The following is a 25545-nucleotide window of genomic DNA, read 5'->3' as shown; positions in this document are numbered from 1 at the left end:
GATGTGGGCCGCCTTCCACCGGCAAGGAGAGGCAGGACAACCATGAGCCGAACAGCCCTGGTCATCGGTGGCGGGATCGCCGGACCGGCGACCGCCATGGCACTGCAGATGGCCGGCATCGACGCCACCGTCTACGAGGCGCACACCGAGGCAGCCGACGGCGCCGGCGTGTTCCTCACGCTGGGTTCCAACGGCATCGACGCGCTCAAGGCGATCGGCGCCGACCAGGCGATCGACGACACCGGCATCGCCACGCCCCAGGTCACCCTGTGCAGCAGCAAGGGCAAGCGGTTAGGCGTCTCGAAGATCAGCTCCGCGGCCGGAACACCGTCCAGGACCATCAGGCGGGCCGACCTCTACCGCGCTCTGTACCAGGAAGCGGTACGCAGGGGCATCACCGTGTACCACGGCAAACGCCTGGTCGCCGCCGAGGACACCGGTGGGGCCGTCCGCGCGACCTTCGCCGACGGCACCACCGCCGCCGCGGACCTGCTGATCGGCTGTGACGGCGTGCACTCGGCCGTCCGCATGGCGGTCGACCCCAAGGCGCCCGCGCCCTCTTACGCAGGCCTGATCAGCCTCGGCGGCTACACGCGTGACGTCGCGGTCGACGCCGAGCCGGGCTCGTACACGATGATCTTCGGTCGGCGTGCGTTCTTCGGCTACGCCGTCGCCCTGGACGGCGAGGTGTGGTGGTTCGCGAACTTGCCGCGCGCGAACGAGCCTGCCCGTGGCGAGGTGGAGCGGGTCGGTGGCGACGAGTGGCGGCGCACACTCGTCGAGGCCTTCAAGGACGACGCGGGGCCCGGCCGTGCGCATCATCGAAGCCACCGGCAGCGACAACGTCATGAAGGCCAGCCCGGTCCACCTGCTCAGGCGCCTCCCCACCTGGCATCGCGGCCGGATGATCGTCCTCGGTGACGCCGCGCACGCACCGTCGCCGAGCTCCGGCCAGGGCGCCTCACTGGCCATCGAGGACGCCGTCGTCCTGGCCCGCTGCCTGCGCGACACGTCCTCCCACGCGGAGGCCTTCACCGCGTTCGTCGGCCTGCGCCGGCCGCGGGTCGAGAAGATCGTCAAGCAGGCCGCCCGCATCAACAACAGCAAGGCGGCAGGCCCGCTGGGCCGTCTCTTTCTCGACAATGTCATGCCGCTCATTCTCAAAGCCGCGGCCAACAGCAAGTACACCGAGGAGATATACGGCCACCACCTGGACTGGGATGCCGGGACGCCGTGATCCTGCAAGGGTGTCGCGCCGCCGCCCCCGACTCGAACGTCAGGTGACCGCGCCGGCCGCCTTGAGGGCGAGGATGCGGTCCCAGTCGAACCCCAGCTCCAGCAGGACCTCTTCGGTCTGGGCTGCGAACTCGGGGGCCGGTGTCGGGTCAGGTGTCTCGGTCTCGAACTGCACGGGCCCGGTGGCGAGTTCGAGATCTCCGACGCGCCGGAGGTAGCCGTTGGCCACCACCTGCGGGTCGTCGCCGACCTGGACGGAGTCCTGGACGGGGGCCCATGGACCGGACAGGGTGGCGAGGATCCTCGTCCACTCGGCGAGCGGGCGGCTACCGAAGGCCTCCTGCAACGCGGCCACGGCCTCCTGGCTGTGCTCGGCGATGGAGTCGGCGGTGGCGAACCGGCGGTCGTCGACGAGGTGATCGAGACCGACGTGCCGGCATACGTCCGCCCAGTAACGGGTGGGCTGCAGCATCACGAGCGAGATGTGCCGCCCGTCGGCCGTGCGGTACAGCATGGTGAGCGGGTTGGCGTAGGCCCGCTGCGCGCCGGGCGGGGCCATCACCCACGGCTGCTTCTTCAGCCGGGCCAGGGCGATGCCGTGGCCCATCGCCCACACGCCGCTGCCGAGCAGGGAGACGTCCACGACGGACGGCTCGCCCGTACGCTCCCGCTTCAGCAGCGCGGCCGCGACACCGCCGGCCAGGTTGGTGCCGGAGATCGTGTCGCCGTAGGCGGGCACCGGGGCGGAGAGGACCCCGTCGGTGCCCTCCGGGGTGATGGAGGCCGCGGTGGAGGCGCGGGCCCAGAAGGCGGTCATGTCGTATCCGCCCTTCTCGGCCTCAGGACCGCGCGGCCCGAGGGCGCTGCCGCGTGCGTACACGATTTTCGGGTTCACCGCCCGGATGTCCTCGACGTCGATCCGGAACCGGCGCCGGGCGGACGGCAGGAAGCTGGTGAGGAACACGTCGGCGTCCCTGACCAGTTCGTGCAGCACCTCCAGGCCCTCCGGGTTGGACATGTCGAGGCCGATGCTGCGTTTGCCGCGGTTGGCGTGCTCGATGTTCGGGTTGGGTTCGCCGTCCTCGATGACGAAGGTGCCGGTGCGGCGGAGTCCGCGCTGTGGGTCCCCGGTGACGGCATGTTCGATCTTGACGACGTCGGCGCCCCACTCGGCCAGCACGGCGCCCGCCGAGGGCACGAAACCGTACATGGCCGCCTCGACGACGCGGATCCCCTCCAGAGGCTTCATTCCGCCACCACCCCGAACGTCTTGGTCTCCAGGAACTCCTCAAGGCCGGCCGTTCCGTACTCCCGGCCGATGCCGGACTGCTTGTAGCCGCCGAACGGGCTGTCCGGCGCGAAGTAGCTGCCGCCGTTGATGCTGAACGTGCCGCTGCGGATCCGCCGCGCCACGGCGACCGCACGCTCCTGCGAGGCGCTGAACACGGCTCCCGAGAGGCCGTACGCCGAGTTGTTGGCGATCCGCACCGCGTCGTCCTCGTCCTCGTACGGGATGAGGCTGAGGACCGCTCCGAAGACCTCCTCCTGCGCGATCTCGCTGTCCGGGTCGACCCCTGCCAGCAGCGTCGGCTTGTAGAAGAAGCCCGGGCCGACGCGCTCGCCGCCGCACACCAGCTTGGCGCCGTCGGCGACGGCGCGGTGCACCATGGCGTCCACCTTGTCGCGCTGCCGTTCGCTGATGAGCGGCCCCATGTACGTGTCCGGGTCGGTCGGGTCGCCGTACGGGATGTGGGCGAGGACGCCGGCGACCCGCTCGGCGGTCTCGTCGTGCCGTTCGCGGGGGACGAGGAGGCGGGTGGCGATGGCGCAGCCCTGCCCGGCGTGGCTGCACGTCATGAACCCGGCGGCCATGGACGCGGCCGCGAAGTCGGCGTCGTCGAGGAGCACCATGGCGGACTTGCCGCCGAGTTCCAGGAACACCTTCTTCACGGTTTCCGCGGCGGCGGCCATGACGCGGCGGCCAGTTGCGGTGGAGCCGGTGAAGGTGACCATGTCGACGTCCGGGTGGGTGGTCATCACCTCGCCGGCCGCCGCGCCGGAGGACGACAGGATGTTGACGACGCCGGGTGGGATGTCGGTGTGTTCCGCGATGAGTTCGCCGAGGGCGAGGGTGATCAGCGGTGTGTCCGGGGCGCCTTTGAGGACGACGGTGCAGCCGGCGGCGAGGGCGGGGGCGAGCTTCGCCAGGGCGATCTGGTTCGGGTAGTTGTACGGGATGATCGCGGAGACGACACCGGCGGGCTCCTTCTCGGTCCAGCGGTGGTGCCGCGCGCCCCGGGATTCGACGGTGCCCAGGTCGTGGGCGAGCGGGAAGTCCGGCAGCAGGTCCGCGTACCAGCGGACCGTGGCGATGGGCTCCTCCAACTGCGCGCCCAAGGTGAGCTTGTGGGGCGCGCCGACCTCGGCGATGGTGAGCGCCCGCAGCTCCTCCTTGTGGTCGACGAGGGTCTGGTGGAGCTGGTCGAGACATCGGACCCTCAGGCCCCGGTCGGTGGCCCAAGCCGTGGTGTCGAAGGCTCGGCGGGCGGCGGCGACGGCCGCCTCCGCCTCGGCAGGGCCCGCGTCCGGGGCGTGCCCGACGATGTCGCCGGTGGCTGGGTTGACGGAGGCGAACGTCGTCGGCGCCCCCACCAGTCGGCCGTCTATCAACAGCCGCCTGTCCGGCGTGGTCTCGTTCGTATCGGTCACGGGCACTCCGCTCCTGCGTCGTTGCCGGAAATCGGATTCTCTTCGGTACTGGGACTGCCGTCTCGGGATCGTGCGGGGTCAGACCTTGCGCGTGACGCCGCCGTCCACGCGGATGATCGCGCCGGTGGTGAAGCTGGAGGCGTCGGAGGCGAGATGCACCGCCAGCGGAGCGACCTCCTCGGGGCGGCCCATACGGCCCAGCGGCACGAACGGCGCGTCGTCCGGGTCCTCGGGCGCCCAGCCGCGGGAGATGTCGGTGAGGAACGGGCCCGGCAGGATCGCGTTGACGCGGACCTTCGGCGCGTACGCCTCCGCGAGTCCCACGGTGAGCGCGTTGAGCCCCGCTTTGGCGCACGCGTAGGGCAGCTCGTGGACGCTCGCCACGAGGGAGCCCGCGGTGCCGACGTTGATGACCGATCCGCCGCCATGCTCCGCCATGTGGGTCGCGGCCAGCACGGCGAGCCGGAAGGGCCCCTTGAGGTTCACGGCGAGGGTCTTGTCGTAGAGCTCCTCGGTGATCGTGTCGAGGCTCTTGTACGGCGGTGACATGCCGGCGTTGTTGACGAACACGTCGAGCCGCCCGAACGTGTCGAGGGTCTCCGCGATCAGCCGGTCGCAGTCGTCCCAGCGGCCCACGTGGCAGGGGACGGCGACTGCGCGCCGGCCTGTGGCCTGGTGGATCTCGGCGGCCGCGGACTCGCACGCCTCCTGTTTGCGCGAGGCGATCACGACGTCGGCACCGGCCTCGGCGAGGGCCCGTGCGATGGCCCGCCCGATTCCCCGGGAGCCACCGGTCACGACGGCGGTCCGCCCGGACAGGTCATGCAGTGCGGCGAAGGTGTCCACGGCCTGATGCTCCCACTGGAAAAGTCACATTCACAAGAATGGAGAACTGGATTTTCTTCACGTGTTAGTGACGCTTCGTCAGGGGCTCCGCATTCCGTGCGGCGCCCCCGTCTCAGTTGGAACCGGCCACGTCCACGACGATCTTTCCGACGGCCCGGCCGTCGGCCACGGCGCGCAGCGCGGCCGCCGCCTCGGCGAGCGGGTACACCGCGCCGATGTGCGGGCGGACGGTGCCCTCGGCGAACGACTCCTTGAGCCGTGCCTCACTGGCCTGAAACCGCTCCGGCAGGTGGGCCGCCACGTCGCGCAGCTGGAAGCCCGTCACCTGGGCGCCCTTCAGCAGGACGAGGTTGAGCGGCAGCCGCGGAATCCCGGCCGTGAACCCGATGGTGACGAACTGTCCGCCCCAGCGGACCGACCGCAGCGCCGGTTCGGCGAGGCCGCCGCCGACGGGATCCAGCACCACGTCGGCTCCCGAAGGCACCGCCTGCTTCAGCGCCGTCCGCAGATCGCCGCACGACCGGTGGTCGATCAGCACGCTCGCGCCGTTCGCCTTGGCCGCCTCCAGCTTCGCCGCCGACGACGCCACCGCCGTCACCCGCGCCCCGGCCAGTGCGCCCAGCTGCACCGCCGCCAGGCCCACGCCGCCGCCCGCGCCCAGGACCACCAGTTCCTGCCCCCCGCGGAGCTCCGCCACAGTGTGCAGGGCGTGGTACGCCGTCCGGTGTGCCACGCCGAACGCGGCGGCCGACGTGAACTCCACGGTGTCCGGCACCGGCGTCACCGCGTGCGCGCCGACCACCGCTTGCTCGGCGAACGCGCCGACGAGACCGGTCCCGGCGACCCGGTCGCCGACGCGGATTCCGGGCACGTCCCCGACGATCTCTTCCACGACGCCGGCGAACTCGCTGCCCGGCACGAACGGCGGCTCCGCCCGCACCTGGTACTCACCGGCCACCAGCAGTACGTCCGAGAAGTTGGCCGCCGCCGCGTGCACCCGTACCCGTACCTGCCCGGCGGTGGGCACGGGCGCGGGCACGTCGGCGAGGCGCACCACCTCCGGCGGCCCGAACTCTGGGCACAGCGCGGCCCTCACCGGCTCACCTCCCCTGCCACACGGGCGCACGCTTCTCCACGAACGCGACAGCGCCCTCCTTCGCGTCCTCGCTGGTGAAGACGCGCTGCTGCCATTCCTTGCCGCGGACCGCGGCCTCCTCCGGGTCGGTCACCGTCAGCCGCAACAGCTCCTTGGCGGCGAGCAGCCCGAGCGGCGCATTGGCGGCGATCCGTCCGGCAAGTTCCAGAGCTGCCGGAAGCACCTGGTCGGATGGGACAACGGAGTTGACGAGACCGATCTCCCGGGCCCGGGCCGCGTCCACCGGATCGCCGGTCAGCACCAGCTCCATCGCCGCCGCGAAGGGGATCCGCGTCCCGATCGCCAGACCTCCGCCGGCCGGGAACAGGCCCCGCTTCACCTCGGGGAACCCGAACTTCGCCGCCGCAGACGCGACGACGACGTCGCAGGCCAGCAGCAGTTCCATGCCGCCGCCGAGCGCGGTGCCGTTCGCCGCGCCGACCACGGGCACCTTGGCGCCGCCCTCCAGCAGCCGCTGGTAGGCCTGGCGCGGCTCGTCGGCTCCCGCGTTCATCTCGGCGCCTTCGGCGAAGGCCCGCAAGTCCATGCCCGGGCAGAAGACCCGGCCGCCGCTGGCGGTGAGGATCAGTACCCGGATCTCCGGGTCCGCCTCGGCGTCCAGCAGCGCCGCGCCGATCGCGGTCATCAGCTCCGCGGTGAGCGCGTTGCGCGCCGCGGGCCGGTTCAGGCGGGCCACCAGGACGTTCCCGGCACGCTCGCGTACGAGAATCTCTTCCTCGGTCATGCCCGGTGCTCCGTCATCGGTCATGCCCGGTGCTCCGTCGTCGGTCATCCTCGGTACTCCGTCGTCTCGGCGAGTTCGGCGGCGTCGCGCATCAGCCGCAGGATGAGGGGCCCGTACGCCTGGAGCTTCGGGTCGTCGCCGGCGCGCTGGAAGCCCTGTTCCAGGACGATCGCCAGCTTCCACTTGGCCAGGACGAAGTAGTAGTCGGCGTCGTCGACCTGACGGCCCGACGTCTGCGCGTACAGCGCGAGCAGATCGTGGCGGGACGGCATGCCGGTGAGGTCGACGTAGCCGGCGGTCGCGGCCTCGGGCGTGGAGGTGTCCTCGGGCCAGCTGTGCAGCATCCATCCGAGGTCCAGCTTCGGGTCGCCGACGGTGCCCATCTCCCAGTCGACGATCGCGGCGAGCCGGGCGGGGGCGCCGTGACGGAACATGACGTTGGCGAACTGGTAGTCGCCGTGCATGAGGCCGGGCACGTAGTCGAGGGGCCTGTGGGCGCGCAGCCAGGCCGAGGCTTCGTCCAGGCCCGGTATCTCGCGGCCCTTGATGCGGTCGAGGAAGGCGGTCCAGCGGTCCACCTGCCGCTCGTGGAAGCCGTCGGGGCGGCCGAGGTCGGTGAGGCCGCGGGCCCGCCAGTCCACCTTCGACAGCAGTGCGATGCCCTCCGTCAGCTGCCGGGCGAGCCCCGCGCGGGCGCCCGGGTCGGAGGCGAAGGGCTCGGGCCACTTCTTGTCCTTCAGGTTCATCGGCGACCAGCCGTCGACGAAGCCCATCAGGTAGAAGGTGCGGCCGAGGACCGACGGGTCGGTGCACACCGCGACGGCCGGCGTGTGCGGTACGTCCGTGCCGTCCAGCGCCTCGATGATCCGCCACTCGCGGTGGATGCCCTTGTCGCGGTCGGCGGGCGCAGTGGGCGGCGGGATGCGCAGGGCGCAGTGCATGTCGCCGCGGCGGATCTCGTAGATCTCGTTCTGGGTGCCGCCGGAGAGGTAGCGGTACTCCACGGGCTCGCCCTTGCCGGGCAGGTTCTGCCCGTCGAGCCACGACGCGAGCCGTTCGATGTCGATCACAGGTTTCCCACTTCCCGGTAGAGGTGTGCGGCGTACTTGGCGCGGGCGGCCTCCGTGCGGGACGGCAGATGGCCGGTGGGCCACAGGCCCTCGGTGGGCTGATGGCCGCGCAGGACCTGGCGGGCGACCGTGACCTTGTGGACCTCGGTGGGTCCGTCCGCCATGCCCATCACGCCGGCGCCGAGGAGCATCCGCTGGAAGGGCATTTCGTTGCTCATGCCGAGGGCGCCGTGGACCTGCGCCGCGCGCTGTGCGATGTCGTGCAGCACCTGCGGCATCACGATCTTGACGGCGGCGATGTCCTTGCGGACCTTCCGGTAGTCGTTGTGCTTGTCGATGGACCACGCCACGTACAGCACGAACAGCCGGAACTGGGTGAGCTGGGCGTAGGAGTCGGCGATGTAGCCCTGTACGAACTGCTTGTCGGCCAGCACCCCGTCGCGGGTGCGACGGCTCAGGGCCCGCTCGCACATCATGTCCAGCGCCTTGCGGGCCAGGCCGATGGTGCGCATGGCGTGGTGGACGCGGCCGCCGCCGAGCCGGGTCTGGGCGATAGCGAACGCCTGCCCCGGTCCGCCCAAAAGGGCCTCCGGGCCGACCTGGACGTTGTCGTAGTGGATCAGGGCGTGCGCCCCGTCCCCGACCGGCTCGTCTCCGAGGCCTACGTTCCGCTCGATGTTGATGCCGGGTGTGTCGGCCGGGACGAGGAACATCGACATGCCCTCGTACGGCCCGGCGTCCGGGTCGGTCACCGCCATCACGATGAAGAAGGAGGCGGTGCGGGCGTTGGAGGAGAAGAACTTCCAGCCGTTGATGACCCAGCCGTCCCCGTCGCGTTCCGCCCGGGTCTCGAACAGCGCCGGGTCAGCACCCGCCTGAGGCTCCGTCATCGAGTAGCACGAGAAGATCTCCCCGTCGAGCAGGGGCCGCAGATAGCGCTCCTTCTGCTCGTCGGTGCCGTAGTGCGCGATGATCTCGGCGTTGCCGGTGTCGGGGGCCTGGCAGCCGAAGATGATCGGCGCCCATTCGGAGCGGCCCAGGATCTCGTTGAGCAGGGCGAGCTTGAGCTGCCCGTAGCCCTCGCCGCCGAGCTCCGGGCCGAGGTGTGCGGCCCACAGGCGCCGCCGGCGGACCTCGTCCTTGAGCGGGTCGATGATCTTGCGCTTCTCGGCGTCGGGCGGTGTGAACTGCAGCCCGTGCCAGAGCAGGTCGAGCGGTTCCACCTCCTCCCGCACGAATGTGTCGGCCCAGTCCAGCTTCGCCTGGAACTCTGGCTCCGTCTCGAAGTCCCATGCCATGTGCGTCACTCCTCCTTCTCGGGTCCCCGCGGGGCGCCCGGGTCCGGCGCGGTCCGGGCGGCGCTCCGGGCGCGGCGCACAGAGGCAGGGACGCGCGGGCGTCCGCGACGGACGGACGGCACTCGCGGAAGACACGCACCCCTGTGTGGGCCGCCGCACGAATACCATGCTCTCCAAATTTGGAAAGTAGCTTCTCCAACTCAGAGAGGCAATACGTCTGCCGCTGCGTCAGGAATCGGAAACGACATGAGGCGCCGCCCGCCTTCGATGGCGGACAGCGCCCCGGCCCGGGTCTCAGGACTCCGGGCGGTACTCCGTGACGACTTCCATGATCCGCATCTTCGGAACCGGGTCCATCCGCATGGTGTCGGACATATTGAGCTTGCCGGCGGCCGCTGCGGCGCTGACGCTCTTGACGGCCTCCTCCGGGTCGCCCTCGATCTCGTACTGCGTCACATACGGGCCGTAGCCCTCCTTCGGGGCGTACCGGCGGGCCGCGACGAAACCGTCCAGCGCCACGACCTCGGGCAGGTGGACCTCGTCGTACCAGCGATTGAACTCCTCCATGGCCTCCGGACTCGCCGGCCAGGACTCGACGTGCAGGATGTGCTTCGCCATGCGCTCCTCCGTCGCTCGATGAGACGGTTGGCTCACCACCAGGAAGATAGCTATGTTTTCGATCGAGGAGAACGATATTCTCAGCACCGGCGCATACTTTGCTCTCAGCGAAGGAGGAGAGGAATGGCGCACACAGCCACCGCGAAGACGGCCATCGTCACGGGGGCCGCTTCCGGCATCGGGCTCGCCATCGCCCAGCGGCTGGCCCGCGACGGCGCCAAGGTCGCCGTCTTCGATCTGAACGCGGACGGCGCCGAGGCGGCCGCCGCGAAGATCCGCGCCGACGGCGGCACCGCGATCGGCCTAGCCGTCGACGTCGGCGACCGCGCGCAGGTGGACCGCGGGGTCGAGGAGGTCCGGGCACGGTTCGGCCCGGTCGGGATCCTCGTCAACAACGCGGGGCGGGAAGGTTTCGAGCCGTTCCTGTCGATCAGCGAGGAGTCCTGGGAGGGCATCCTCTCGGTCAACCTCACCGGCACCTTCCGCTGCTGCCAGGCCGTCCTGCCCGACATGGTGCAGGCCAGGTGGGGGCGCATCGTCAACATCTCCTCATCGAGCGCACACAGCGGGCAGCCACTCATGACCCACTACGTCGCCTCCAAGGCCGGCGTCATCGGCTTCACCAAGGCGCTCGCCCTGGAGTTCGGCCCGCAGGGCATCACCGTCAACACCATCCCGCCCGGCTTCATCGACACGCCGATGACCCGGCGGAACGAGGCGAAGGGCCTGCTCGGCCCCGGCGTCGACCACCACGCCGCGCGCACCCCGGTACGGCGGCCGGGACTCCCGGAGGACATCGCCGCGGCGTGCGCCTTCCTGGTGAGCGAGGAGGCCGGCTACATCACGGGCCAGGTCTTCGGCGTCAACGGAGGGCGGAACACCTGACGTGAAAGCCGCACACCGCCTGTCCTGACTCACCGTCAGGCCGGTTGCCCACTATCGCGTCCCGCCCTCCGTGCGCTGCGGCCTGGCGGCCAGGGCGCACTCCTCGACGAAGGAGAGGACCTTCAGGTGGTACGCCGTGGCGGTCCGGCCGATGCTCGTGTTGTGCCCGGCCCCGGCCTGCTCGTCCACCACGACGCGCGGCGAGGCGGTGAACAGCGATCCGATGTCGGCCAGCGCGGTGGGGCCGCTGCGCCACACCTGTTCGTGCGCGCCGAGGGTGAACCGCAGGGGGACGCGGACGCGGGCGGCGAGCCGAGGGAAGTCCTCCGTCCAGGTGCGCACCACATCACCTTCGTAGGCGGGCGCCGGTGAGCCGATGCGGGCGCCCCCGTAGACATCCGGGGGGTAGGCGTCCGCCGGGTACCAGATGAGGTCGCGCATGCGGCGACCAGTCGGGCGGCGGGCGGCGTTGCGCCGCCACTCCTCCATGAGTCGGAGCGCTGGCGGATTGTGCTGCGTGCCGGTGCCCGCCAGTTCCACGCCCAGCAGGTCCGCGCCGCGCTCGTCGGCGGCCATGCGCACGGCCAGTTCACAGCCGATCGAATGGGCGACGAGGAACACTCCGGCTCCGCGCGACCGCCCGGCGAGAAGTGCCTCCACCGCCGCGTAGGCGACCTCCACCCGGCGCTCCGGCCGCTCCATCCCCCGTGTGTGGCCGGCCGAACTGCCGTATCCGGGGCGGTCGAGGGCGAGCACGGTGAAGCCGAGGGCGGTGCCTGTGCGCAGCAGGGAGAGGCGCGGGTGCCCGGGGTGGTCGTAGTACGCCGAGGTGGCGGCCCCGCCGTGCAGGGCGACGACGACGACGCGCGGCCGGGGGACGGCGGCGGCCAGCGCGGACACCGGGACGCCCGCGGCCTGCACGACGCACGGGACCACGTCACCGAGAGGTGGTGCGGCGGCGGGTGAGGGTCCGGTCGTGGTCACGAGCCTCCTCGGGAGGGGTAGCTCCGTCGCTCTACCGAGAGGGTCCCATCTCGCCTCGGAGAACGATATTCTCGTATCGCTAGAACTTTCATACCAGAAGGAGGCCGCCATGCCGAGCCCCCCGCTGTTCCGGCGCGCGACCGTCACGCGGATCATCCAGGAGACCGCCGACGCCCGTACGTTCGTGCTCGCCCCGCACGGAGGGCCGCTCTCGTATCGCGCCGGGCAGTTCTGCATCTTCCGGGTCCGCGTGGACGGACGGGACCTGCTGCGGTCCTACTCCATGTCGAGCGCCCCGGAGGCCGACGACGAGCTGATGACGACCGTCAAGCGGGTCCCGGGCGGCAAGGTCTCGAACTGGCTGCACGACCACGTGTCCGAGGGTGACGAACTCGAACTGACCGAACCCCGGGGCAAGTTCTGCCTGCGCCCGGCCTCCACCGCCGCACCACTCCTGGGCTTCTGCGGCGGCAGCGGCATCACCCCAGTCCTCTCCCTCGCCAAGAGCGCACTCGCGGGCACCGACCGCCGGGTCCGGCTGCTGTGCGCCGACCGCGACAGGCCCTCGGCGATCTTCTACGAGGGCCTGGCCGGACTGGCGAAGCGCTATCCGGGCCGTCTGACGGTCGTACGTCATCTCGACGACGAGCGCGGGCTCCTCGACGCGGCGGACATCAAGGAGTTCGTCGGCGCCGACATGGACGCGGACTCGTACGTGTGCGGGCCCGAGCCCTTCATGGAGCTCGTGGAGTCGGCGCTGCAAGGGTCGGGAAGGGTCTTCAGCGAGCGATTCGGCGGCGCGCAGGTCCCGCCGCCGTCTCCGCCGCGTCCGTCCCCGGCCCGGACTCCGGCACCGCCTCCGGCCCAGACTCCGACTCCGGCCGCCGCAGAGGGGACGATCACGATCCTCCTCGGCAACAAGCGGGTGTCGGTCCCGCGCCGCCCGAACGAGACGCTGCTGCAGAGCGCCCGTCGCGCCGGCCTCGCGCCGCCCTTCTCCTGCGAGGCGGGCAACTGCGCGACCTGCATGGCGAAGTTGAGGGAGGGCAGTGCGACCATGCGCGTCAACGACGCCCTGACCGAGGAAGAGGTGGCCGAGGGGTACGTCCTCACCTGCCAGGGGCTACCGGACACGCCGTCCGTGACGGTCGAGTACGAGTAACCGCGCCTGGAGACGAGCACCCTACGAAACCCGATGGGCCGCCGCCTCGCACGGAACGAGGCGGCGGCCCGTCGGTGAGTGAGTCCGCCCTCTACGGGCGCCCGGCGTCACTCGGCGTGCACGCTCATGGCCGCTGACCCGGATGGCACAGCACCAGGACGGCGCGGGCGACGAGTTCACCGCCGCCGCCGAGGTGCTCGCGGTACCGGCCGGTGATGGCCCGCACGGCCTCCGCGAAACCGGGGTCGGTGGCGCGGGGTGCGGACGGGGCGGGCAGTTCCCGCGCCATCTCCCGGCGCCTCAGCAGAAGTTCGATGATCTCGTGGTCCAGCTGCTCGATGCGCGACAGCGACCTGTGCGTCGCCTGTTCGGTAAGCGCGTCCATTGACACCGTGCATCTCCGTTTCTGCTCGCGCGAGGATGCGAGATCCACCTTCACTCCATAAGAGAATGCTATTCTCGCTTGGCTCGGGCCGCAATGTCCTTGCGCACAAGGAGCTCTGCGACCGCACCGCCGGATGGATCCGTAGCTTCGCGAATGCCGAGATCTGGAGGGTTCCCCCATGGTCGATCTGGAGATGGACTCGGGACTGGCGGTCATCACCATCAACCGCCCGCACGCGCGCAACGCCATCGCACTGGACACCATGGGCGAGTTGGAACAGGCCCTGGACGCGGCAGCGGGTGCGAGGGCACTGGTCGTCACGGGGGCCGGCGATCGCGCCTTCGTCTCCGGCGGCGACCTCAAGGAGCTTGCCGCCCTGCGTACCACCGAGGAGGCGGCGGCCATGGCCTGGCGGATGCGGCGGATCTGCGACCGCATCGCGGTGTTCCCCGCACCGGTGATCGCCGCACTCAACGGCCATGCCCTGGGCGGCGGGGCCGAGGTGGCGGTAGCCGCCGACATCAGGGTGGCCGCCGACGACATCCGGATCGGCTTCACCCAGGTCAACCTGGAGATCATGCCGGCATGGGGCGGCGCCGAGCGGCTCGCGGCCCTGATCGGCAGGGGGCGGGCGCTGCTGCTCGCGGGGTCCGGCCGGGTTCTGGACGCGGCCGGAGCCGAGCGGATCGGCCTGGTGGACGAGGTGCTGCCGCGCGCCTCTTTCGAGGAGGGCTGGCAGACCCTGGCCCGTTCGCTGGCGAACCGCCCGGCTCAGGAGATCAAGCGGATCACACGGGAGGGCGCCTCCGCCCACGAGGCGGTGGACGCCTTCGCCGCCCTCTGGGTCGGGGACGCGCACTGGGCGGCGGTGGACCGGGCGATGAGCCGGGGCCGCTGAGGCACTGCGCGCCGCGGCAGAAGAACTTCAGGGCGCGTCGAACCCATTGCCTCTCCTCTGAGGAGAAGCTACCTTCCAGATTCCGAGAGCAAGCTATTCGGACCAATTCGGCAGTTGGGACAACGGTTCGACCAGCTGCAGCACACACCGTCGGCGCCCGCACCGCGCCGCCCAGGCTCCCTGCCCCCATCAGGCTCGCCGTCGGCGGCTGCGACGTGGCACGCCATGAGGCGGGAGCGGTGGGCCGCCCACCCGACGCCGGGCTGCCGTACCAACGGCACGTCTGTGCGCACGGAGTGCGCTGTCACCTGCGTTTCCCGCGTGCGCCCCGGTCCGCGTCGCCGCGCGGCCGGAGCGAGCCCTGATCGCGCCCATCGAGCCATCAGCACGTCGGGAAACATGAGGAGGACACCCCGTGAAAGCGATGAATTCCCTCGCGGCCACCTTGGTCGTGGCCGCCCTGCTCGCCGCGGGATGCGGCCGCAGCGGGTCGGGAGAGACCGAGGAGTCGCGCGGTGACGGCAATCCCACGAAAGCCGCCGAGGCCGCGCCGGGCGGCGACTTCGGTGATCTGAAGGGTGTCTGCGGCCCTGGGGACGCCAAGACCGCGTCCGCCCAAGGCGTCACAGCCGACGCCATCAAGGTCGGCGTCTTCTCCGACGTCGGCTTCACCAAGAAATCCGAATACGGAGACACCGCGAAGGTGTTCACGTCCTGGTGCAATGCCGCGGGCGGCATCAACGGACGCAAGCTCGTCGCCACCGTGCGGGACACGAAGCTGCTGGAGGTCCGCCAGCGGATGCTCGACTCCTGCAAGGAGGACTTCGCGATCGCCGGCGGCAGCGCGGCCATGGACGGCCTCGGCACCAAAGAACGCCTGTCCTGCCTGCTGCCCGAATTCCCCGCCCAGACCAGCATGGTGCAGAACAACGGCTCGGACCTGCAGGTCAGCCAGACCGGCGGCAGCGAGTACAACCGCTACGCCGGCTATTACAACTGGCTGCTGAAGGAGGCGTACCCGAAGTCAGCGGACGCCATCGGCATCATCTCGGGCGATTCCCCGGTCACCAAGGTCCTCGGCGCACAGGCCGAGGAAGGTCTGAAGGCCGCCGGCGGGACCATCGCCTACAGCGACCTGTACCCGGCCTCCGGCGTCTCGGACTGGACGCCGTACGCGCAGGCCATCAAAAGCAAGAAGGTCAGGGGACTGATCTTCTACGGGGACTTCACCAGCCTCGCCAAGCTGGAGCAGATCCTCACCGGTATGAAGTACAAGCTCGACTGGATCGACGCGAACAGCAACGCCTACGGGCCCGCCTTCCTCAAGCTCGGCGGCACGTCCCTCGATTACCAGAACAACCTTGCCGACCTGAACGGGGTCTATCCCCTGGAGAGCGCGTCCGGGAACCCGGCGACGCAGCAACTCGTGGACCTGTTCGAGAAGTACGCGCCAGACGCTGAGGTCACGCTGCCCGGCGTGCGGGGCTTCGGGGCCTGGCTGCTGTTCGCCAAGGCGGCCAAGAGCTGCGGTGACGACCTCACCCGCGCGTGCGTGTACGAGGCGGCCCGCAAGGAGAGCGCCTGGACGGCGGGCGGCCTGCTCGCGCCGGTCGACCTGACCGACGCCGGCATCCCGGTGGACTGCTTCAACGTCGAGAAGGCCACATCGAAGGGCTGGGAGCCGGCCGACTTCAAGCCGGACAAGGGCGCATACCGCTGCGACGTCGAGCAGTACAAGTACACCGGCGACTACGGCAAGCCGCTCACGCTCGCCGATGTCGGCAAGTCCATGGACGACGTGAAGTGATGGAGCAGCTCCTCACCTTCGGGATCGTCGGCCTGAGCACGGCGGCGATCTACGCGGTCATCGGCAGCGGCCTGGTGCTCACCTATGTCACCACCGGCGTGTTCAACTTCGCGCACGGGGCGGCGGGCATGCTGGCGGCGTTCTGCTACTGGCAGCTCACCGTGGGGTGGGGCTGGCCGGTGCCGGTGGGTCTCGCCGTGGTGCTGCTCGTGCTCGCGCCGGGGTTCGGCCTGGCGGTCGAGCGGGTGCTGATGCGCCCGGTGCAGCACCTCGGCGAGGCGGAACGGCTGGTGATGACGGTGGCCCTGCTCAGCGGGGCCATCGCCGTCGCCCGCTGGATCTGGGACCCCAACGTCGCCCGTCCCCTGACGGTGTTCTTCGCCGACCGGGAGCCCTTCCACATCGGACCGGTCACCGTCACCTGGCACCAGGCGCTGACCATGGCCGTCGCGGTGGCGGTCGCGGCGGGCCTGTGGTTCCTGCTGAACCGCACGCGCACCGGCGCGGAGATGCGGGCGACGGTCGACGACCGGGGCCTGGTGCAGCTCACCGGTGCCGACCCGCTGCGCGCGGGCCGCGTCGCCTGGATGCTCAGTACCCAGCTGGCGGCGCTCGGCGGCATCCTCATCGCACCGACCGTCGCCCTGGACGCCTCCCAGCTGTCGCTCCTGATCGTCAGCGCCTACACGGCGGCCGTCTTCGGCTGGCTGCGCAGCCTGCCGCTGACGTTCATCGGCGCCGTCGTCGTCGGCTGTCTGGAGAGCTATCTGACGGGATATCTGCCGCAGAACGAGTACCTGCCGGGGCTGCGGCTCGCCGCGCCCGCGCTGCTGCTGTTCATCGCGTTGCTGGTGTTTCGGCACCGGCGGTTGCGCGGCAGGGACCGGCGCCTGGTCCGGGTGCCGGTGCCGTCCCTGCGCGGCACGGCCGTGTTCGCCGCGTCGACCGTCGCGTTCGGGCTGGTGCTGGCCACGGTCCTCAGCGACGCCGACCTGGTCACCTACGGGCCGCTGTTCTCGCTCGGCATCATCGCGCTGTCGTACGTGCCGCTGGCCGGGTACGCGGGCCAGATCTCGCTGTGCCAGCTGAGTATCGCGGGGATCGGCGCGGTCGTGTGGGGGCATCTGGGCGCGCAAGGGCAGCTGTGGGCGCTCGGCGCGGCGGTCCTGGTCTCGGCGGCGGTCGGGGCGCTGATCGCGGTGCCCGCGCTGCGGTTCTCCGGGGTGTATCTGGCGCTCGGGACGGCGGCGTTCGCGGTCGTACTCGACCGGTGGATCTTCACGCTGCCGTCGTTCGAGGTGTTCGGGGTGCGCATCGCGCTGTTCGACCAAGGGTCGGTGGAGGTGAGCGGGCCGAACCTGTTCGGTCTGCGTCTCGACGGCACGGCGGAACTGCTGGTGTTCGCCTCGGTGTGGCTGGCCCTCGCGTCGCTCGGCGTGGCGGTGCTGCGCCGCGGCCGGTTCGGGCGGCGGCTGATCGCGCTGCGCGACAGCGAGGCCGCCTACGCGACGCTCGGCGGCAACCTGCTGGTGGCCAAGGTCGCGGTGTTCGCGCTGTCCGCGGGGATCGCGGGGCTCGGCGGGGCGCTGTACGGGATGCAGCACCGGACGGTCACGGCCGAGCAGTTCAACCTGGTGGCGGGGCTGCCGATCTTCCTGGTCGCGGTGATCGGCGGTCTCGGTGCGGTGGGCAACGGGCTGTTCGCCGGTACGGCCTTCGTGGGGCCGCACGTCCTGACGGGCCTGGTGTCCTGGGGGCACAACCTCGTCTCGGTGATGCCCGCGCTGGCCGGAATGGGGCTGGCGCACAGCCCCGAGGGCATCGTGTCCCGGTTCCGGCGCGAGTGGGAGCCACTCGGCCGGGACCGCATCGCCCTGCCCGCACTGCTGGTGGGGCTCGCCCTCGGGTGGGGGCTGCGGCTGGGTGACGTCATCAACGGCTGGACGTTCCTCGTCTGGGCTTACGTCCTGGGCGAGGGCCTGCGCCGGTACGCGGCGGCGCGGCAGACCGCCGACCCGGCCGAACCGGAGATCCCCGTTGAGTGGTGGGGCCTCAGGCGCCCCTGGCGGGCGGACGACAGGGAGGTGCTGGCCCGTGGCATTGCTGGAGGTTAGCGGCGTCACCGTCGCGTTCGGCGGCAACCGGGCGCTGGACGACGTCGGCATGAGCGCCGAGCAGGGCCGGATCACCGGCCTTATCGGGCCCAACGGGGCAGGAAAGAGCACCCTGTTCGACGTCGTGTCCGGGCTGCGCAGGCCGTCGTCGGGACGCGTACGGCTCGGCGGGCGCGAGGTCACCCGGCTCGGTCCTGCGCGCCGCTCCCGCCACGGACTGGCCCGGACGTTCCAGCGCCTGGAACTGTTCGGCCGCCTCAGCGTGCGCGACAACCTGCTCGTTGCCGCGGAACTCGGGCCGGAGCGGCGGCAGGCGGAACACTGCGTCGCCCGCATCATCGACCAGCTCGGCCTCGCGGAGGTCGCCGACAGCCCCGCCGACACCCTCCCCACCGGCGTCGGCCGCCTCGTCGAGGTGGGCCGGGCGCTCGCCGTCCGCCCCACGCTGCTGCTCCTGGACGAGCCGGCCGCGGGCCAGGACGGCGAGGAGACGGAGCGGTTCGCCACCCTGCTGCGCTCACTCGCCGACGACGGCATGGCGGTCGTCCTCGTCGAACACGACATGGGCCTCGTCATGAGCGTGTGCGACGAGGTGCATGTACTCGACCTCGGGAAGGTCATCGCCGTCGGCCCGCCCGAGGTGATCCGGAACGACGAGACGGTCCTCGCCGCCTACCTGGGGGACGCGTGAACAGCCTGGCGTGCGGCCCTGAGGGGCACCTGACCTGTCTGGGGGATACGTGAGTGCGCTTCTCCAACTGAGCGGCATCCGCGCCGCCCACGAAGGAATCACCGTCCTGCACGGGGTGGACCTGAGCGTCGCCGCCGGGCAGGTGGTGGCGCTGCTCGGCCCGAACGGCGCCGGCAAGACGACCACCCTGCGCGTAGCGGCGGGCGTCCACCCGGCCGCGTCCGGCCGGCTCCTGATGGGCGGCCGGGATGTGACCGGCGTCGGCCCTCAGGACCTCGCCCGGGCGGGGGTGTGCCTGATCCCCGAGGGGCGCGGGATCTTCCCGAACCTGTCGGTCCGCGACAACCTCCTGATGATGACCTTCACGGGCCGCAGCCGCGAGGAGATCGAGGATGTCGCGTTCGCCCGGTTCCCGATCCTCGCCCAGCGCGCCTCGCAGGCCGCGGGCACCCTGTCCGGCGGCGAGCAGCAGATGCTCGCCCTCGCCCGCGGCCTGGCCACCGACCCTGCCGTGCTCCTGCTGGACGAACTGTCCATGGGGCTGGCCCCGTTGGTCGTCGCCAACCTCTACGAGCAGGTCGCCGAGATCGCCCGGCAGGGTGTGGCGGTTCTGGTCGTCGAGCAGTTCGCGGCGGCCGTCCTCGGCATCGCCGACCATGCGGCCGTCCTGGTGCGCGGCCGCATCGAGCGGCAGGGCCGGCCCGACAGCGGATTCCGCACCGACTTGTCCGCCCTCTACCTGGGGAGCCCCACATGACCACGACCGAGCCCCGCGCGGACCGCTTCGTCCGTGAACTGGCGGAGCTGAAGATCCCCGACCCGGCCGCCGGACGGGCGGCCCTGTGGCTGCGCCTGGGCGGCACGCTGATGGTGCTCGCCCTCGTCCTGTGCGTGTCGGCGTACCTGCTCGCCCACAGCACCACCGATCCGCTCGAGCAGCGCGACGCGATCACGCTGGGACTGTGCGGGGTCGGCGCCGGAGTCGTCGGCGGCGCGCTGTTCCTGCGCTATTCGCTGACGGGCTTCCTGCGCTTCTGGCTGGCCCGCCAGTCGTACGACCTCGATGCGCTCGCGGAGCGACTGATCGACGCGCAGAAGGGACGCGGCTGAGCATGGCGTGACCGTGGTGGGTGCATGGGGCACACACCACGGTCACGGCCGGCTTGCTGTCAGGCCTGGCGCGGTGCGAAGCCGGACACGATGACGGCGTTGGTGTCGGCCGCGGCGTGCCGCAGCGGCTTCGCCTTCTCGTACGCGGCGGACTCGTACCAGGCGCGGGCCGCCTCCACCGACTCGAATTCGAGGACGACGGTCTGGTGGCCGTGCCATTCGCCTTCCAGGACTTCCGGCTGCAAGTCGACGGCGATCACGCGGCCGCCGCTCTCGGCCAGCGACTCCGCGGCGACCCGGCCGTAGGCGGCCATACCGGCCGGGTCCTTGATGGCCTCGGTGAAGACGACGTAGCCCTTGGGCATCGGTGCTCTCCTTCGTCAGCTGCCGTGATGGTGCCGTGGACTGCCGTTGACCGCATCGAACCGTGTCGCCCTGCGGGCGTGTCAGCGCGCGGAACGCTTCCGCTTCGGCGTGCCGGCCGCCAGGCCGTGCAGGACCAGATCCCACAGCGCCTCGGCGTCGCTGCCGTCCGAGCGCACAGGTGAACCGCTGATGGTCACGGCGAACGAGTTGAAACTGATGGCCTGGAGCATGGTGCCCGCGATCGCCCGGTGGTCGAGGCCGCTACGGATGGCGCCCTGGGCAGCCGCCTCGTCGAGGAGGCGGTGCAGGAGGGTGAACATGGGGGCGAAGGCCCGCGCCGCCTCCTTCGGGTGCTCGGTGAGGAGCTGCTGGGCGAACTCGGCCATGCCGAGGATGGCCGTCTTGCGCTCGGAGCTGTCGTCGGGCAGGGGCCGGCACAGCAGGTAGTACTCGACCGTGAAGTGCCGCAGGCGCTCAAGCGCGTCGTCCTCGTCGGCGATCGCCTCCTGGAGACGCCGTGCCGTGCTGTGCACCGACTCCTCGAAGAGCGCGAGCAGCAGCTCGTGCTTTCCGGTGAAGTACTGGTAGAAGCTGCGCAGCGACTGGCCGGACTTCTTGACGACCTCCTGGACGGTGAAGTCCTTGCCGGAATCGCCGCTCATCAACTCGAGCGCGGCATCGAGGAATCGCTGCACTCGCTTCTCGGCCCGCACCCGGGCGGGATCGACCGACCGGGCCACAGCCAGTTCGCGCCAGCTGGTGGTGGGGGCGTGAGTCGCTTCGGACTCGACTGATGAATGTTCCGCTGCCACCTGGCAAGCCTACCGCACAAAGCCGAGAGCGGCGATCTCTAGTAGACCATCACATGCGGCCACTTCTGCGAAAATAAGATTCTCCAGGCGTGGTCACACGAGGTCGTCGTCCAGCTCGATCTCGAAGGACCGGAAGACCATCGCCAGCACGTCGTACGCGCCCACCGTGAAGATCAGGTCCATCAGCTGCTGTTCGTCGAGCGCGCCGGCCAGTTCCTGCCAGGTGGCGTCCCCTAGCTTCGCGTCGGCGAGCAGTTCGTCGACGGCGCGGACCATGGCCCGTTCCAGTGGCGTCCAACCGGACGCGTCCGGTCCCTTCGCGACCCGCTCGATCTCCTCGTCGGCGATGCCCGCGTCCCGAGCGAGCACGACGTGCTGCGCCCACTCGTACGTGGCCTCACGCACCGCCGCGACGCGGAGGACCAGCAGCTCACGCTGGCGGACGGTGAGGGTGGACGCGAACAGCACGTGTCCGTTGAAGGTGTGGAACGCCTGCGTGAGCGCGGGATGGTGGGCGAGGGTACCGAGGATGTTGAGGCCCTTCGGGCGGTCGGGACGGCGCCCGAGTATCGGGTGGCGGGGGTTCGGCGGCCGCAGCGCGGCAAGGGCCTGGCGCATCTCGGCGGGCCACTGCTTGGGGGCGAGCGGCCGGATACGTGGCCCGTCGGATGTTCCGGGAGCTCCGGAGGTGTCTGTGCCTGTGGTGGGTGTCGCCATGCGAAGGCCTCTCTTTGCGATCATGTGCCTTGCACGAAGGGGTGGATGCGGGTGAAGTCCGCGCCGGGCTCCGCCTCCGCGAACCGCTCCCACAGCGCGGCGACCAGCGCCCCGATCTCCGCCGGTCCACCCTCCTCCCCCACCGCCTGCAGATATAGGCCCACGTCCTTCGACATCAGCGAATTGGCGAAGCCCGAGGCGTAGCGGCCGGTCAGGACGTGGTGGGGGAACTTGTCCTCGGTGGCGGCGCTGCGGCCGCTCGACGCGTTCAGCACCTCCAGCATCGTGCCCATGTCGAGGCCCACCGAACAGCCGAAGGCGATCGCCTCGCTGGTCGCGGCGAGCGCGGTCGCGGACAGGAAGTTGTTGGCGAGCTTCAGCGCCTGGGCGAGCCCGGGCCGGTCACCGACCCTGCGGCGCCGGTCGCTCAGCCCCGCGAGGACCGGCTCCATGCGGGCGCAGGCCTCGTCGGAGCCCGCGTACATGACGGTGAGGGTGCGCGCGCGAGCGCCCGCGACGCCGCCGGACACCGGCGCGTCCACGTAACCGATCCCCACCTTGGCGAGGAGCTCGGCCACCCTCTGCGCGGCGGCGACGCCGATCGTCGAGGTGTCGACGACGTGTGCGGCACGACGCCCGGCAGCGGTGGCGATCGCGTACGCGACCTGCTCGGAGGCCGCTCCGTCCGGAAGGCTGAGTACTACTGTGTCCGCCCTGCGCGCCACCTCGGCCACGTCGCGGGCCGGTGCCGCTCCTCCGGGAATGACGGCCGCGCCCGCGGCGTCGTAGGCGGCGAGTCCGAATCCGCGCTGGACAAGGTTCGTAGCGAGGGCGCTGCCCATGTTGCCGAGCCCGACGAAGCCGATCGTGCCCACGGTCACGCCCCTTCCTTCGCGTCCTGCCGTGCCGCCGCCCGTACGTCCTTCAGGGCCCGCCGGGCTGACACGCCCGCCGGTGCTCCGCAGTAGGCGGCGACCTGGAAGAGCAGTTCGTCGAGTTCCTCGTCGGTGACGCCGGTCTGCGGTGTGGCGCCGGCGTGGAGGCGGAACTCGTCCATCCGCCCCAGGGCGGCCGTCATCGCAAGCACCAGCAGGCTGCGGTCGCGGGGGCTGAGCGCACCGCCCCGGGCCCACACTCCCCAGGCCATCGAGGTGACGTAGTCCTGGAATTCCGCGGCGGCGGGTTCGGGGTCGGAGGTGACGCTGTCGACGTAGGCGTCGCCGAGCATGGCCCGGCGCATGGCGCGGGCCGCGTCCAGCTGTTCGATGTCTGCCACGGACTCTCCTTGAGTCGGGTCGGTATCGGTACGCGGTTCAGGAGCGCAGCGAGAGGCTGACGGTTTTGGTCTGGGCGTACTCGTGGAGTGCCTCGAGGCCCTTCTCCCTGCCGTAGCCGCTCTGCTTGAACCCGCCGAACGGCGTCTCGATGGTGAGCGGGCCGCCGTTCACGGCCACCTGCCCTGCGTCGATGCGCTCGGCGAGGCGCAGACCGCGGGCGGCGTCGCCGCTCCAGACAGCGGCCACGAGGCCGTACTCGGTGTCGTTGGCGAGCGCGAGCGCCTCGGCCTCGTCGGCGAACGGCATCGTGACCAGCACCGGCCCGAAGATCTCCTCGCGGGCGATCCGCAGGTCGGGGCTGACTCCGGCGTAGACGGTCGGGCGGACGTAGAGGCCGCGTGCGGCGGGTCCGCTGTCGTACGGGGCACCTCCGCATACGGGTACGGCGCCCGCGGCATGCGCCTGGGCGAAATGGTCGAGGACCTTCTGGAACTGCGCCTCGGTGATGATCGGCCCGAAGTCGACGCCGGGCCTGAGGCGTTCGGCGGCCTCGGCCACGCGGGAGACCACCTCGTCGTGGACGGACGCCTCGACGAGCAGGCGGGTGGTGGCCGAGCACACCTGCCCGGTGTTGGCCGCGAGTGTGGAGACGGCCGCGGCGACGGCCCGGTCGAGGTCGGCGTCGGCGAACACCACGAGCGGTGACTTGCCGCCGAGTTCCAGGGTCATGGGGATGAGCCGGTCGGCGGCGACGGTCGCCAGGTGGCGCCCCACGGGCACAGACCCGGTGAACACGACGCGCCGCACGGCCGGATGGATCGCCAGGGGCGTGCCGGCGTCGCGGCCCGTGCCGGAGACGGCGTTGAGCACACCGTCGGGCAGGCCGGCCTCGGTGGCGAGGCGGGCGAGGCGCAGCGTGGAGGCCGGTGTCAGTTCCGAGGGCTTCGCGACGACCGTGTTGCCGACGGCGAGGGCGGGGGCGAGCGCCCGGCACGCCTGGTTCAACGGCAGGTTCCAGGGCGTGATGGCGGCGACGACACCGTAGGGCTCGAGCCGCGTGTACGTGAGCGTTCCGGCGCCCTGGTCGATGGTGCGGCCGTGATGGGCGCGGAGCACTCCGGCGTAGTAGCGGAAGTAGGAGGCCGACATGTCGGTCTCCAGGCGGAGTTGCGCGGGGACCTTTCCGGTGCAGGCGCGCTCCAGGTCCATCAGCTCTTCGGCGTGCGTCTCGATGGCGTCGGCGACGTGGTGGAGCAGTTCCGACCGCTCGGCGGCGGGGCGCCGCGCCCAGTCGGGCTGCGCGGCCGCGGCGGCGGCGACGGCGCGGTCCACGTCGGGGGCGGAGCCTGCGGCAGCCTCGTCGCCCGGCTGCCTGGTCGTGGGGTCGAGGGTGGGCAGGTAGACGCCGTTGGCGGGCTCCACCGCCTTGCCGCCGATCCAGTGGTCGTGGCGGGTCGTCATGTCAGATGGTCCACTTCTCCGTTGACGCCGATGACTGTCCGTCGTTCAGATGACGCTGGCGGCCTGTGCCGCGACACGATCAGTCGACATGGGCGATACCGCCTAACGAGAATACGGTTCTCCAACATCGTGGGCAATGAGCCGCCCGGCAAGGTGCGAGGCGGCAAGCACAGTCGACGCAGCCCCCGGCCACGCCCTCGAGAAAGTGCCCGCACGGGGCTTCCGTGCTCGCAAAATGCGAGATTACGATTCTCGTTGCCGGGAGGGAGATTCTTGTGATCCGGACGAAAGCGCTGAGCCCGCACCTGGGCGTCGAGGTCACCATGGGCGGCGCCGGGATCGGCCCGGCCATCGCGGATCGCCTGCTCACATGAAACGGCTGGGGTTCGTCGGGGCCGGACGCATGGGCCTGCCCATGGTGCGCCGGCTCGTCGCGGGTGGGCACGAGGTCCGCGTACTGGGCCGGTCGCCCGAGCGGCGGCGGGCACTCGCGGCCGAGGGTGCCCTGGTGGGCGGCTGTGTCGAGGACGTCGCCGACGGGGCCGATGCGGTGCTGGTCTGCGTGTACACCGACGAGCAGGTGCGCGAGGTATGCCTCGGCAGTGCCCTGCTCGACGTACTGCCGGAGGGCGCCGCCATCGTCGTGCACACCACCGGCAGCCCGCGGACCGTCGAGGCGGTCGCCGCCCGCGCCGCGGCACGCCGCATCCAGGTGGTCGACGCGCCGGTCAGCGGCGGCCCTCACGACATCGCGGCCGGACGGGTCACCGTTTTCGCGGGCGGTGACGAGGACGCCGTGGCACGCCTGCGGCCCGTCCTCGGCCGGTACGCCGACCCGGTGCTGCACGTCGGCCCGCTGGGCGCCGGCCAGCGCGTGAAGCTCGTGAACAACGCACTGTTCGCGGCCCACATCGTCCTGCTTTCCGACGCGATCCGGCTCGGGCGGCGGCTGGGCGTCGACGAAGCGGTCCTGCTGCACGCGCTGCCCCACGGGAGCGCCACCAGCCGCGCCCTCACGGGTGTGGCGGCAAGGGGCTCGGTGGCACGGTTCGCCGAGGCGGTACGTGAGTTCGTCGACAAGGACGTCGAAGTCGTCCGGCAGGTCGCTGCCGAACTCGGCACCGATCTGGGCGCCTTGGCCCCGGTGATCGGACCCCACAGCGGGGGCGGCAGCGGTCCCTCGGGCGCCGGCTGATCGCCGTCCGTATCCACTCGGTGA

General features: G+C 71.1%; 27 protein-coding genes. 11 read left to right on the top strand and 16 right to left on the bottom strand.

Annotated features, from left to right (window positions below; genetic code table 11):
* Positions 1 to 42 precede the first annotated feature (42 nt).
* Positions 43 to 921, top strand: a complete 879-nt coding sequence (locus tag H1D24_RS19055; protein WP_181658819.1) for an FAD-dependent oxidoreductase — start codon at positions 43 to 45, stop codon at positions 919 to 921.
* The gene (locus H1D24_RS43615) at positions 905 to 1237 is read left to right on the top strand and encodes an FAD-dependent monooxygenase (protein ID WP_181658818.1); all 333 of its coding nucleotides are present in this window, start codon (positions 905 to 907) and stop codon (positions 1235 to 1237) included. The genes H1D24_RS19055 and H1D24_RS43615 overlap by 17 nt, the downstream gene beginning before the upstream one ends.
* A 39-nt stretch (positions 1238 to 1276) precedes the next feature.
* On the opposite strand, the gene H1D24_RS19045 is transcribed toward H1D24_RS43615, so the two are convergent.
* The 8 genes from H1D24_RS19045 to H1D24_RS19010 form a co-directional block, all read right to left on the bottom strand.
* Entirely contained in the window at positions 1277 to 2485 is a 1209-nt protein-coding gene (locus H1D24_RS19045; protein ID WP_181658817.1) for a CaiB/BaiF CoA transferase family protein, read from the bottom strand.
* Complete coding sequence (locus H1D24_RS19040) at positions 2482 to 3945, bottom strand: aldehyde dehydrogenase family protein (RefSeq protein ID WP_309484383.1); 1464 nt, start codon at positions 3943 to 3945, stop codon at positions 2482 to 2484. The genes H1D24_RS19045 and H1D24_RS19040 overlap by 4 nt, the downstream gene beginning before the upstream one ends.
* 78 nt (positions 3946 to 4023) lie before the next feature.
* Positions 4024 to 4791 carry an SDR family NAD(P)-dependent oxidoreductase gene (locus H1D24_RS19035; RefSeq protein WP_181658816.1) on the bottom strand — a complete coding sequence of 256 codons (768 nt, stop codon included), beginning with the start codon at positions 4789 to 4791 and terminating at the stop codon, positions 4024 to 4026.
* 112 nt (positions 4792 to 4903) lie between these two features.
* On the bottom strand, positions 4904 to 5887 hold the full coding sequence (locus H1D24_RS19030; protein WP_181658815.1) for an NADPH:quinone oxidoreductase family protein: 984 nt from the start codon (positions 5885 to 5887) through the stop codon (positions 4904 to 4906).
* A 4-nt stretch (positions 5888 to 5891) separates the two neighbouring features.
* On the bottom strand, positions 5892 to 6695 hold the full coding sequence (locus tag H1D24_RS19025; RefSeq protein ID WP_220136916.1) for an enoyl-CoA hydratase-related protein: 804 nt from the start codon (positions 6693 to 6695) through the stop codon (positions 5892 to 5894).
* A gap of 20 nt (positions 6696 to 6715) precedes the next feature.
* Entirely contained in the window at positions 6716 to 7741 is a 1026-nt protein-coding gene (locus H1D24_RS19020) for a phosphotransferase family protein (protein WP_181658814.1), read from the bottom strand.
* Entirely contained in the window at positions 7738 to 9039 is a 1302-nt protein-coding gene (locus H1D24_RS19015; protein ID WP_181658813.1) for an acyl-CoA dehydrogenase family protein, read from the bottom strand. Before H1D24_RS19015 ends, H1D24_RS19020 begins: the two co-directional genes overlap by 4 nt.
* A gap of 294 nt (positions 9040 to 9333) precedes the next feature.
* A complete protein-coding gene (locus H1D24_RS19010) occupies positions 9334 to 9657 on the bottom strand; it encodes a DUF4286 family protein (protein ID WP_181658812.1) in 324 nt (107 codons plus the stop codon).
* Positions 9658 to 9780: 123 nt separating this feature from the next.
* Here H1D24_RS19010 and H1D24_RS19005 point away from each other — a divergent pair, with 123 nt between their 5' ends.
* A complete protein-coding gene (locus H1D24_RS19005) occupies positions 9781 to 10542 on the top strand; it encodes an SDR family NAD(P)-dependent oxidoreductase (protein ID WP_181658811.1) in 762 nt (253 codons plus the stop codon).
* Positions 10543 to 10593: 51 nt separating this feature from the next.
* Here the strand turns inward: H1D24_RS19005 and H1D24_RS19000 are convergent, their stop codons facing one another.
* On the bottom strand, positions 10594 to 11526 hold the full coding sequence (locus H1D24_RS19000) for an alpha/beta fold hydrolase (protein ID WP_309484382.1): 933 nt from the start codon (positions 11524 to 11526) through the stop codon (positions 10594 to 10596).
* 109 nt (positions 11527 to 11635) lie between these two features.
* Here H1D24_RS19000 and H1D24_RS18995 point away from each other — a divergent pair, with 109 nt between their 5' ends.
* Positions 11636 to 12688, top strand: coding sequence for a ferredoxin--NADP reductase (locus tag H1D24_RS18995; protein ID WP_181658809.1), 1053 nt, complete (start codon positions 11636 to 11638; stop codon positions 12686 to 12688).
* A gap of 124 nt (positions 12689 to 12812) precedes the next feature.
* Here the strand turns inward: H1D24_RS18995 and H1D24_RS18990 are convergent, their stop codons facing one another.
* A complete protein-coding gene (locus tag H1D24_RS18990; RefSeq protein ID WP_181658808.1) occupies positions 12813 to 13073 on the bottom strand; it encodes a hypothetical protein in 261 nt (86 codons plus the stop codon).
* Between the two features lie 178 nt (positions 13074 to 13251).
* On the opposite strand from H1D24_RS18990, the gene H1D24_RS18985 reads away from it, so the two are divergent.
* The 6 genes from H1D24_RS18985 (at position 13252) to H1D24_RS18960 (ending at position 19693) form a co-directional block, all read left to right on the top strand.
* Entirely contained in the window at positions 13252 to 13971 is a 720-nt protein-coding gene (locus tag H1D24_RS18985; protein ID WP_181658807.1) for an enoyl-CoA hydratase/isomerase family protein, read from the top strand.
* A 424-nt stretch (positions 13972 to 14395) separates the two neighbouring features.
* A complete protein-coding gene (locus H1D24_RS18980) occupies positions 14396 to 15778 on the top strand; it encodes an ABC transporter substrate-binding protein (protein WP_181658972.1) in 1383 nt (460 codons plus the stop codon).
* Positions 15778 to 17892, top strand: coding sequence for a branched-chain amino acid ABC transporter permease (locus H1D24_RS18975; protein ID WP_181658971.1), 2115 nt, complete (start codon positions 15778 to 15780; stop codon positions 17890 to 17892). Before H1D24_RS18980 ends, H1D24_RS18975 begins: the two co-directional genes overlap by 1 nt.
* Positions 17873 to 18583, top strand: a complete 711-nt coding sequence (locus H1D24_RS18970) for an ABC transporter ATP-binding protein (RefSeq protein WP_181658806.1) — start codon at positions 17873 to 17875, stop codon at positions 18581 to 18583. The genes H1D24_RS18975 and H1D24_RS18970 overlap by 20 nt, the downstream gene beginning before the upstream one ends.
* A 49-nt stretch (positions 18584 to 18632) precedes the next feature.
* Positions 18633 to 19340 carry an ABC transporter ATP-binding protein gene (locus tag H1D24_RS18965; RefSeq protein WP_181658805.1) on the top strand — a complete coding sequence of 236 codons (708 nt, stop codon included), beginning with the start codon at positions 18633 to 18635 and terminating at the stop codon, positions 19338 to 19340.
* A complete protein-coding gene (locus H1D24_RS18960; protein WP_181658804.1) occupies positions 19337 to 19693 on the top strand; it encodes a hypothetical protein in 357 nt (118 codons plus the stop codon). The genes H1D24_RS18965 and H1D24_RS18960 overlap by 4 nt, the downstream gene beginning before the upstream one ends.
* A 59-nt stretch (positions 19694 to 19752) precedes the next feature.
* On the opposite strand, the gene H1D24_RS18955 is transcribed toward H1D24_RS18960, so the two are convergent.
* From H1D24_RS18955 to H1D24_RS18930, 6 genes are all read right to left on the bottom strand, one after another.
* Positions 19753 to 20058 carry a DUF1330 domain-containing protein gene (locus tag H1D24_RS18955; RefSeq protein ID WP_181658803.1) on the bottom strand — a complete coding sequence of 102 codons (306 nt, stop codon included), beginning with the start codon at positions 20056 to 20058 and terminating at the stop codon, positions 19753 to 19755.
* A gap of 81 nt (positions 20059 to 20139) precedes the next feature.
* Complete coding sequence (locus H1D24_RS18950) at positions 20140 to 20871, bottom strand: TetR/AcrR family transcriptional regulator (protein WP_181658802.1); 732 nt, start codon at positions 20869 to 20871, stop codon at positions 20140 to 20142.
* Between the two features lie 93 nt (positions 20872 to 20964).
* Positions 20965 to 21588 (bottom strand): carboxymuconolactone decarboxylase family protein, encoded by a 624-nt coding sequence (locus H1D24_RS18945; RefSeq protein WP_181658801.1) that lies wholly within the window; start codon positions 21586 to 21588, stop codon positions 20965 to 20967.
* A gap of 20 nt (positions 21589 to 21608) precedes the next feature.
* Positions 21609 to 22469 carry an NAD(P)-dependent oxidoreductase gene (locus H1D24_RS18940; RefSeq protein WP_181658800.1) on the bottom strand — a complete coding sequence of 287 codons (861 nt, stop codon included), beginning with the start codon at positions 22467 to 22469 and terminating at the stop codon, positions 21609 to 21611.
* The gene (locus tag H1D24_RS18935; RefSeq protein WP_181658799.1) at positions 22466 to 22864 is read right to left on the bottom strand and encodes a carboxymuconolactone decarboxylase family protein; all 399 of its coding nucleotides are present in this window, start codon (positions 22862 to 22864) and stop codon (positions 22466 to 22468) included. The genes H1D24_RS18940 and H1D24_RS18935 overlap by 4 nt, the downstream gene beginning before the upstream one ends.
* A gap of 37 nt (positions 22865 to 22901) precedes the next feature.
* The gene (locus tag H1D24_RS18930; RefSeq protein ID WP_181658798.1) at positions 22902 to 24326 is read right to left on the bottom strand and encodes an aldehyde dehydrogenase family protein; all 1425 of its coding nucleotides are present in this window, start codon (positions 24324 to 24326) and stop codon (positions 22902 to 22904) included.
* Between the two features lie 370 nt (positions 24327 to 24696).
* Here H1D24_RS18930 and H1D24_RS18925 point away from each other — a divergent pair, with 370 nt between their 5' ends.
* Complete coding sequence (locus H1D24_RS18925) at positions 24697 to 25521, top strand: NAD(P)-dependent oxidoreductase (RefSeq protein ID WP_181658797.1); 825 nt, start codon at positions 24697 to 24699, stop codon at positions 25519 to 25521.
* Positions 25522 to 25545 lie beyond the last annotated feature (24 nt).

Source organism: Streptomyces himalayensis subsp. himalayensis, assembly GCF_013778455.1.
Taxonomy (GTDB): domain Bacteria; phylum Actinomycetota; class Actinomycetes; order Streptomycetales; family Streptomycetaceae; genus Streptomyces; species Streptomyces himalayensis.
This window is presented reverse-complemented; position numbering and strand designations above follow the sequence as displayed.

What these genes read in the sequence shown, in the direction of transcription:
- H1D24_RS18995 (WP_181658809.1), top strand. Translation starts at nt 11,636, where the DNA reads ATGCCGAGCCCCCCGCTGTTCCGGCGCGCGACCGTCACGCGGATCATC.
- H1D24_RS19025 (WP_220136916.1), bottom strand. Translation starts at nt 6,695, where the DNA reads ATGACCGATGACGGAGCACCGGGCATGACCGAGGAAGAGATTCTCGTA.
- H1D24_RS18975 (WP_181658971.1), top strand. Translation starts at nt 15,778, where the DNA reads ATGGAGCAGCTCCTCACCTTCGGGATCGTCGGCCTGAGCACGGCGGCG.
- H1D24_RS18990 (WP_181658808.1), bottom strand. Translation starts at nt 13,073, where the DNA reads ATGGACGCGCTTACCGAACAGGCGACGCACAGGTCGCTGTCGCGCATC.
- H1D24_RS18985 (WP_181658807.1), top strand. Translation starts at nt 13,252, where the DNA reads ATGGTCGATCTGGAGATGGACTCGGGACTGGCGGTCATCACCATCAAC.
- H1D24_RS18945 (WP_181658801.1), bottom strand. Translation starts at nt 21,588, where the DNA reads ATGGCGACACCCACCACAGGCACAGACACCTCCGGAGCTCCCGGAACA.
- H1D24_RS18955 (WP_181658803.1), bottom strand. Translation starts at nt 20,058, where the DNA reads ATGCCCAAGGGCTACGTCGTCTTCACCGAGGCCATCAAGGACCCGGCC.
- H1D24_RS19005 (WP_181658811.1), top strand. Translation starts at nt 9,781, where the DNA reads ATGGCGCACACAGCCACCGCGAAGACGGCCATCGTCACGGGGGCCGCT.
- H1D24_RS18980 (WP_181658972.1), top strand. Translation starts at nt 14,396, where the DNA reads ATGAATTCCCTCGCGGCCACCTTGGTCGTGGCCGCCCTGCTCGCCGCG.
- H1D24_RS43615 (WP_181658818.1), top strand. Translation starts at nt 905, where the DNA reads ATGATCGTCCTCGGTGACGCCGCGCACGCACCGTCGCCGAGCTCCGGC.
- H1D24_RS19045 (WP_181658817.1), bottom strand. Translation starts at nt 2,485, where the DNA reads ATGAAGCCTCTGGAGGGGATCCGCGTCGTCGAGGCGGCCATGTACGGT.
- H1D24_RS18925 (WP_181658797.1), top strand. Translation starts at nt 24,697, where the DNA reads ATGAAACGGCTGGGGTTCGTCGGGGCCGGACGCATGGGCCTGCCCATG.
- H1D24_RS19010 (WP_181658812.1), bottom strand. Translation starts at nt 9,657, where the DNA reads ATGGCGAAGCACATCCTGCACGTCGAGTCCTGGCCGGCGAGTCCGGAG.
- H1D24_RS18960 (WP_181658804.1), top strand. Translation starts at nt 19,337, where the DNA reads ATGACCACGACCGAGCCCCGCGCGGACCGCTTCGTCCGTGAACTGGCG.
- H1D24_RS19015 (WP_181658813.1), bottom strand. Translation starts at nt 9,039, where the DNA reads ATGGCATGGGACTTCGAGACGGAGCCAGAGTTCCAGGCGAAGCTGGAC.
- H1D24_RS19055 (WP_181658819.1), top strand. Translation starts at nt 43, where the DNA reads ATGAGCCGAACAGCCCTGGTCATCGGTGGCGGGATCGCCGGACCGGCG.
- H1D24_RS18930 (WP_181658798.1), bottom strand. Translation starts at nt 24,326, where the DNA reads ATGACGACCCGCCACGACCACTGGATCGGCGGCAAGGCGGTGGAGCCC.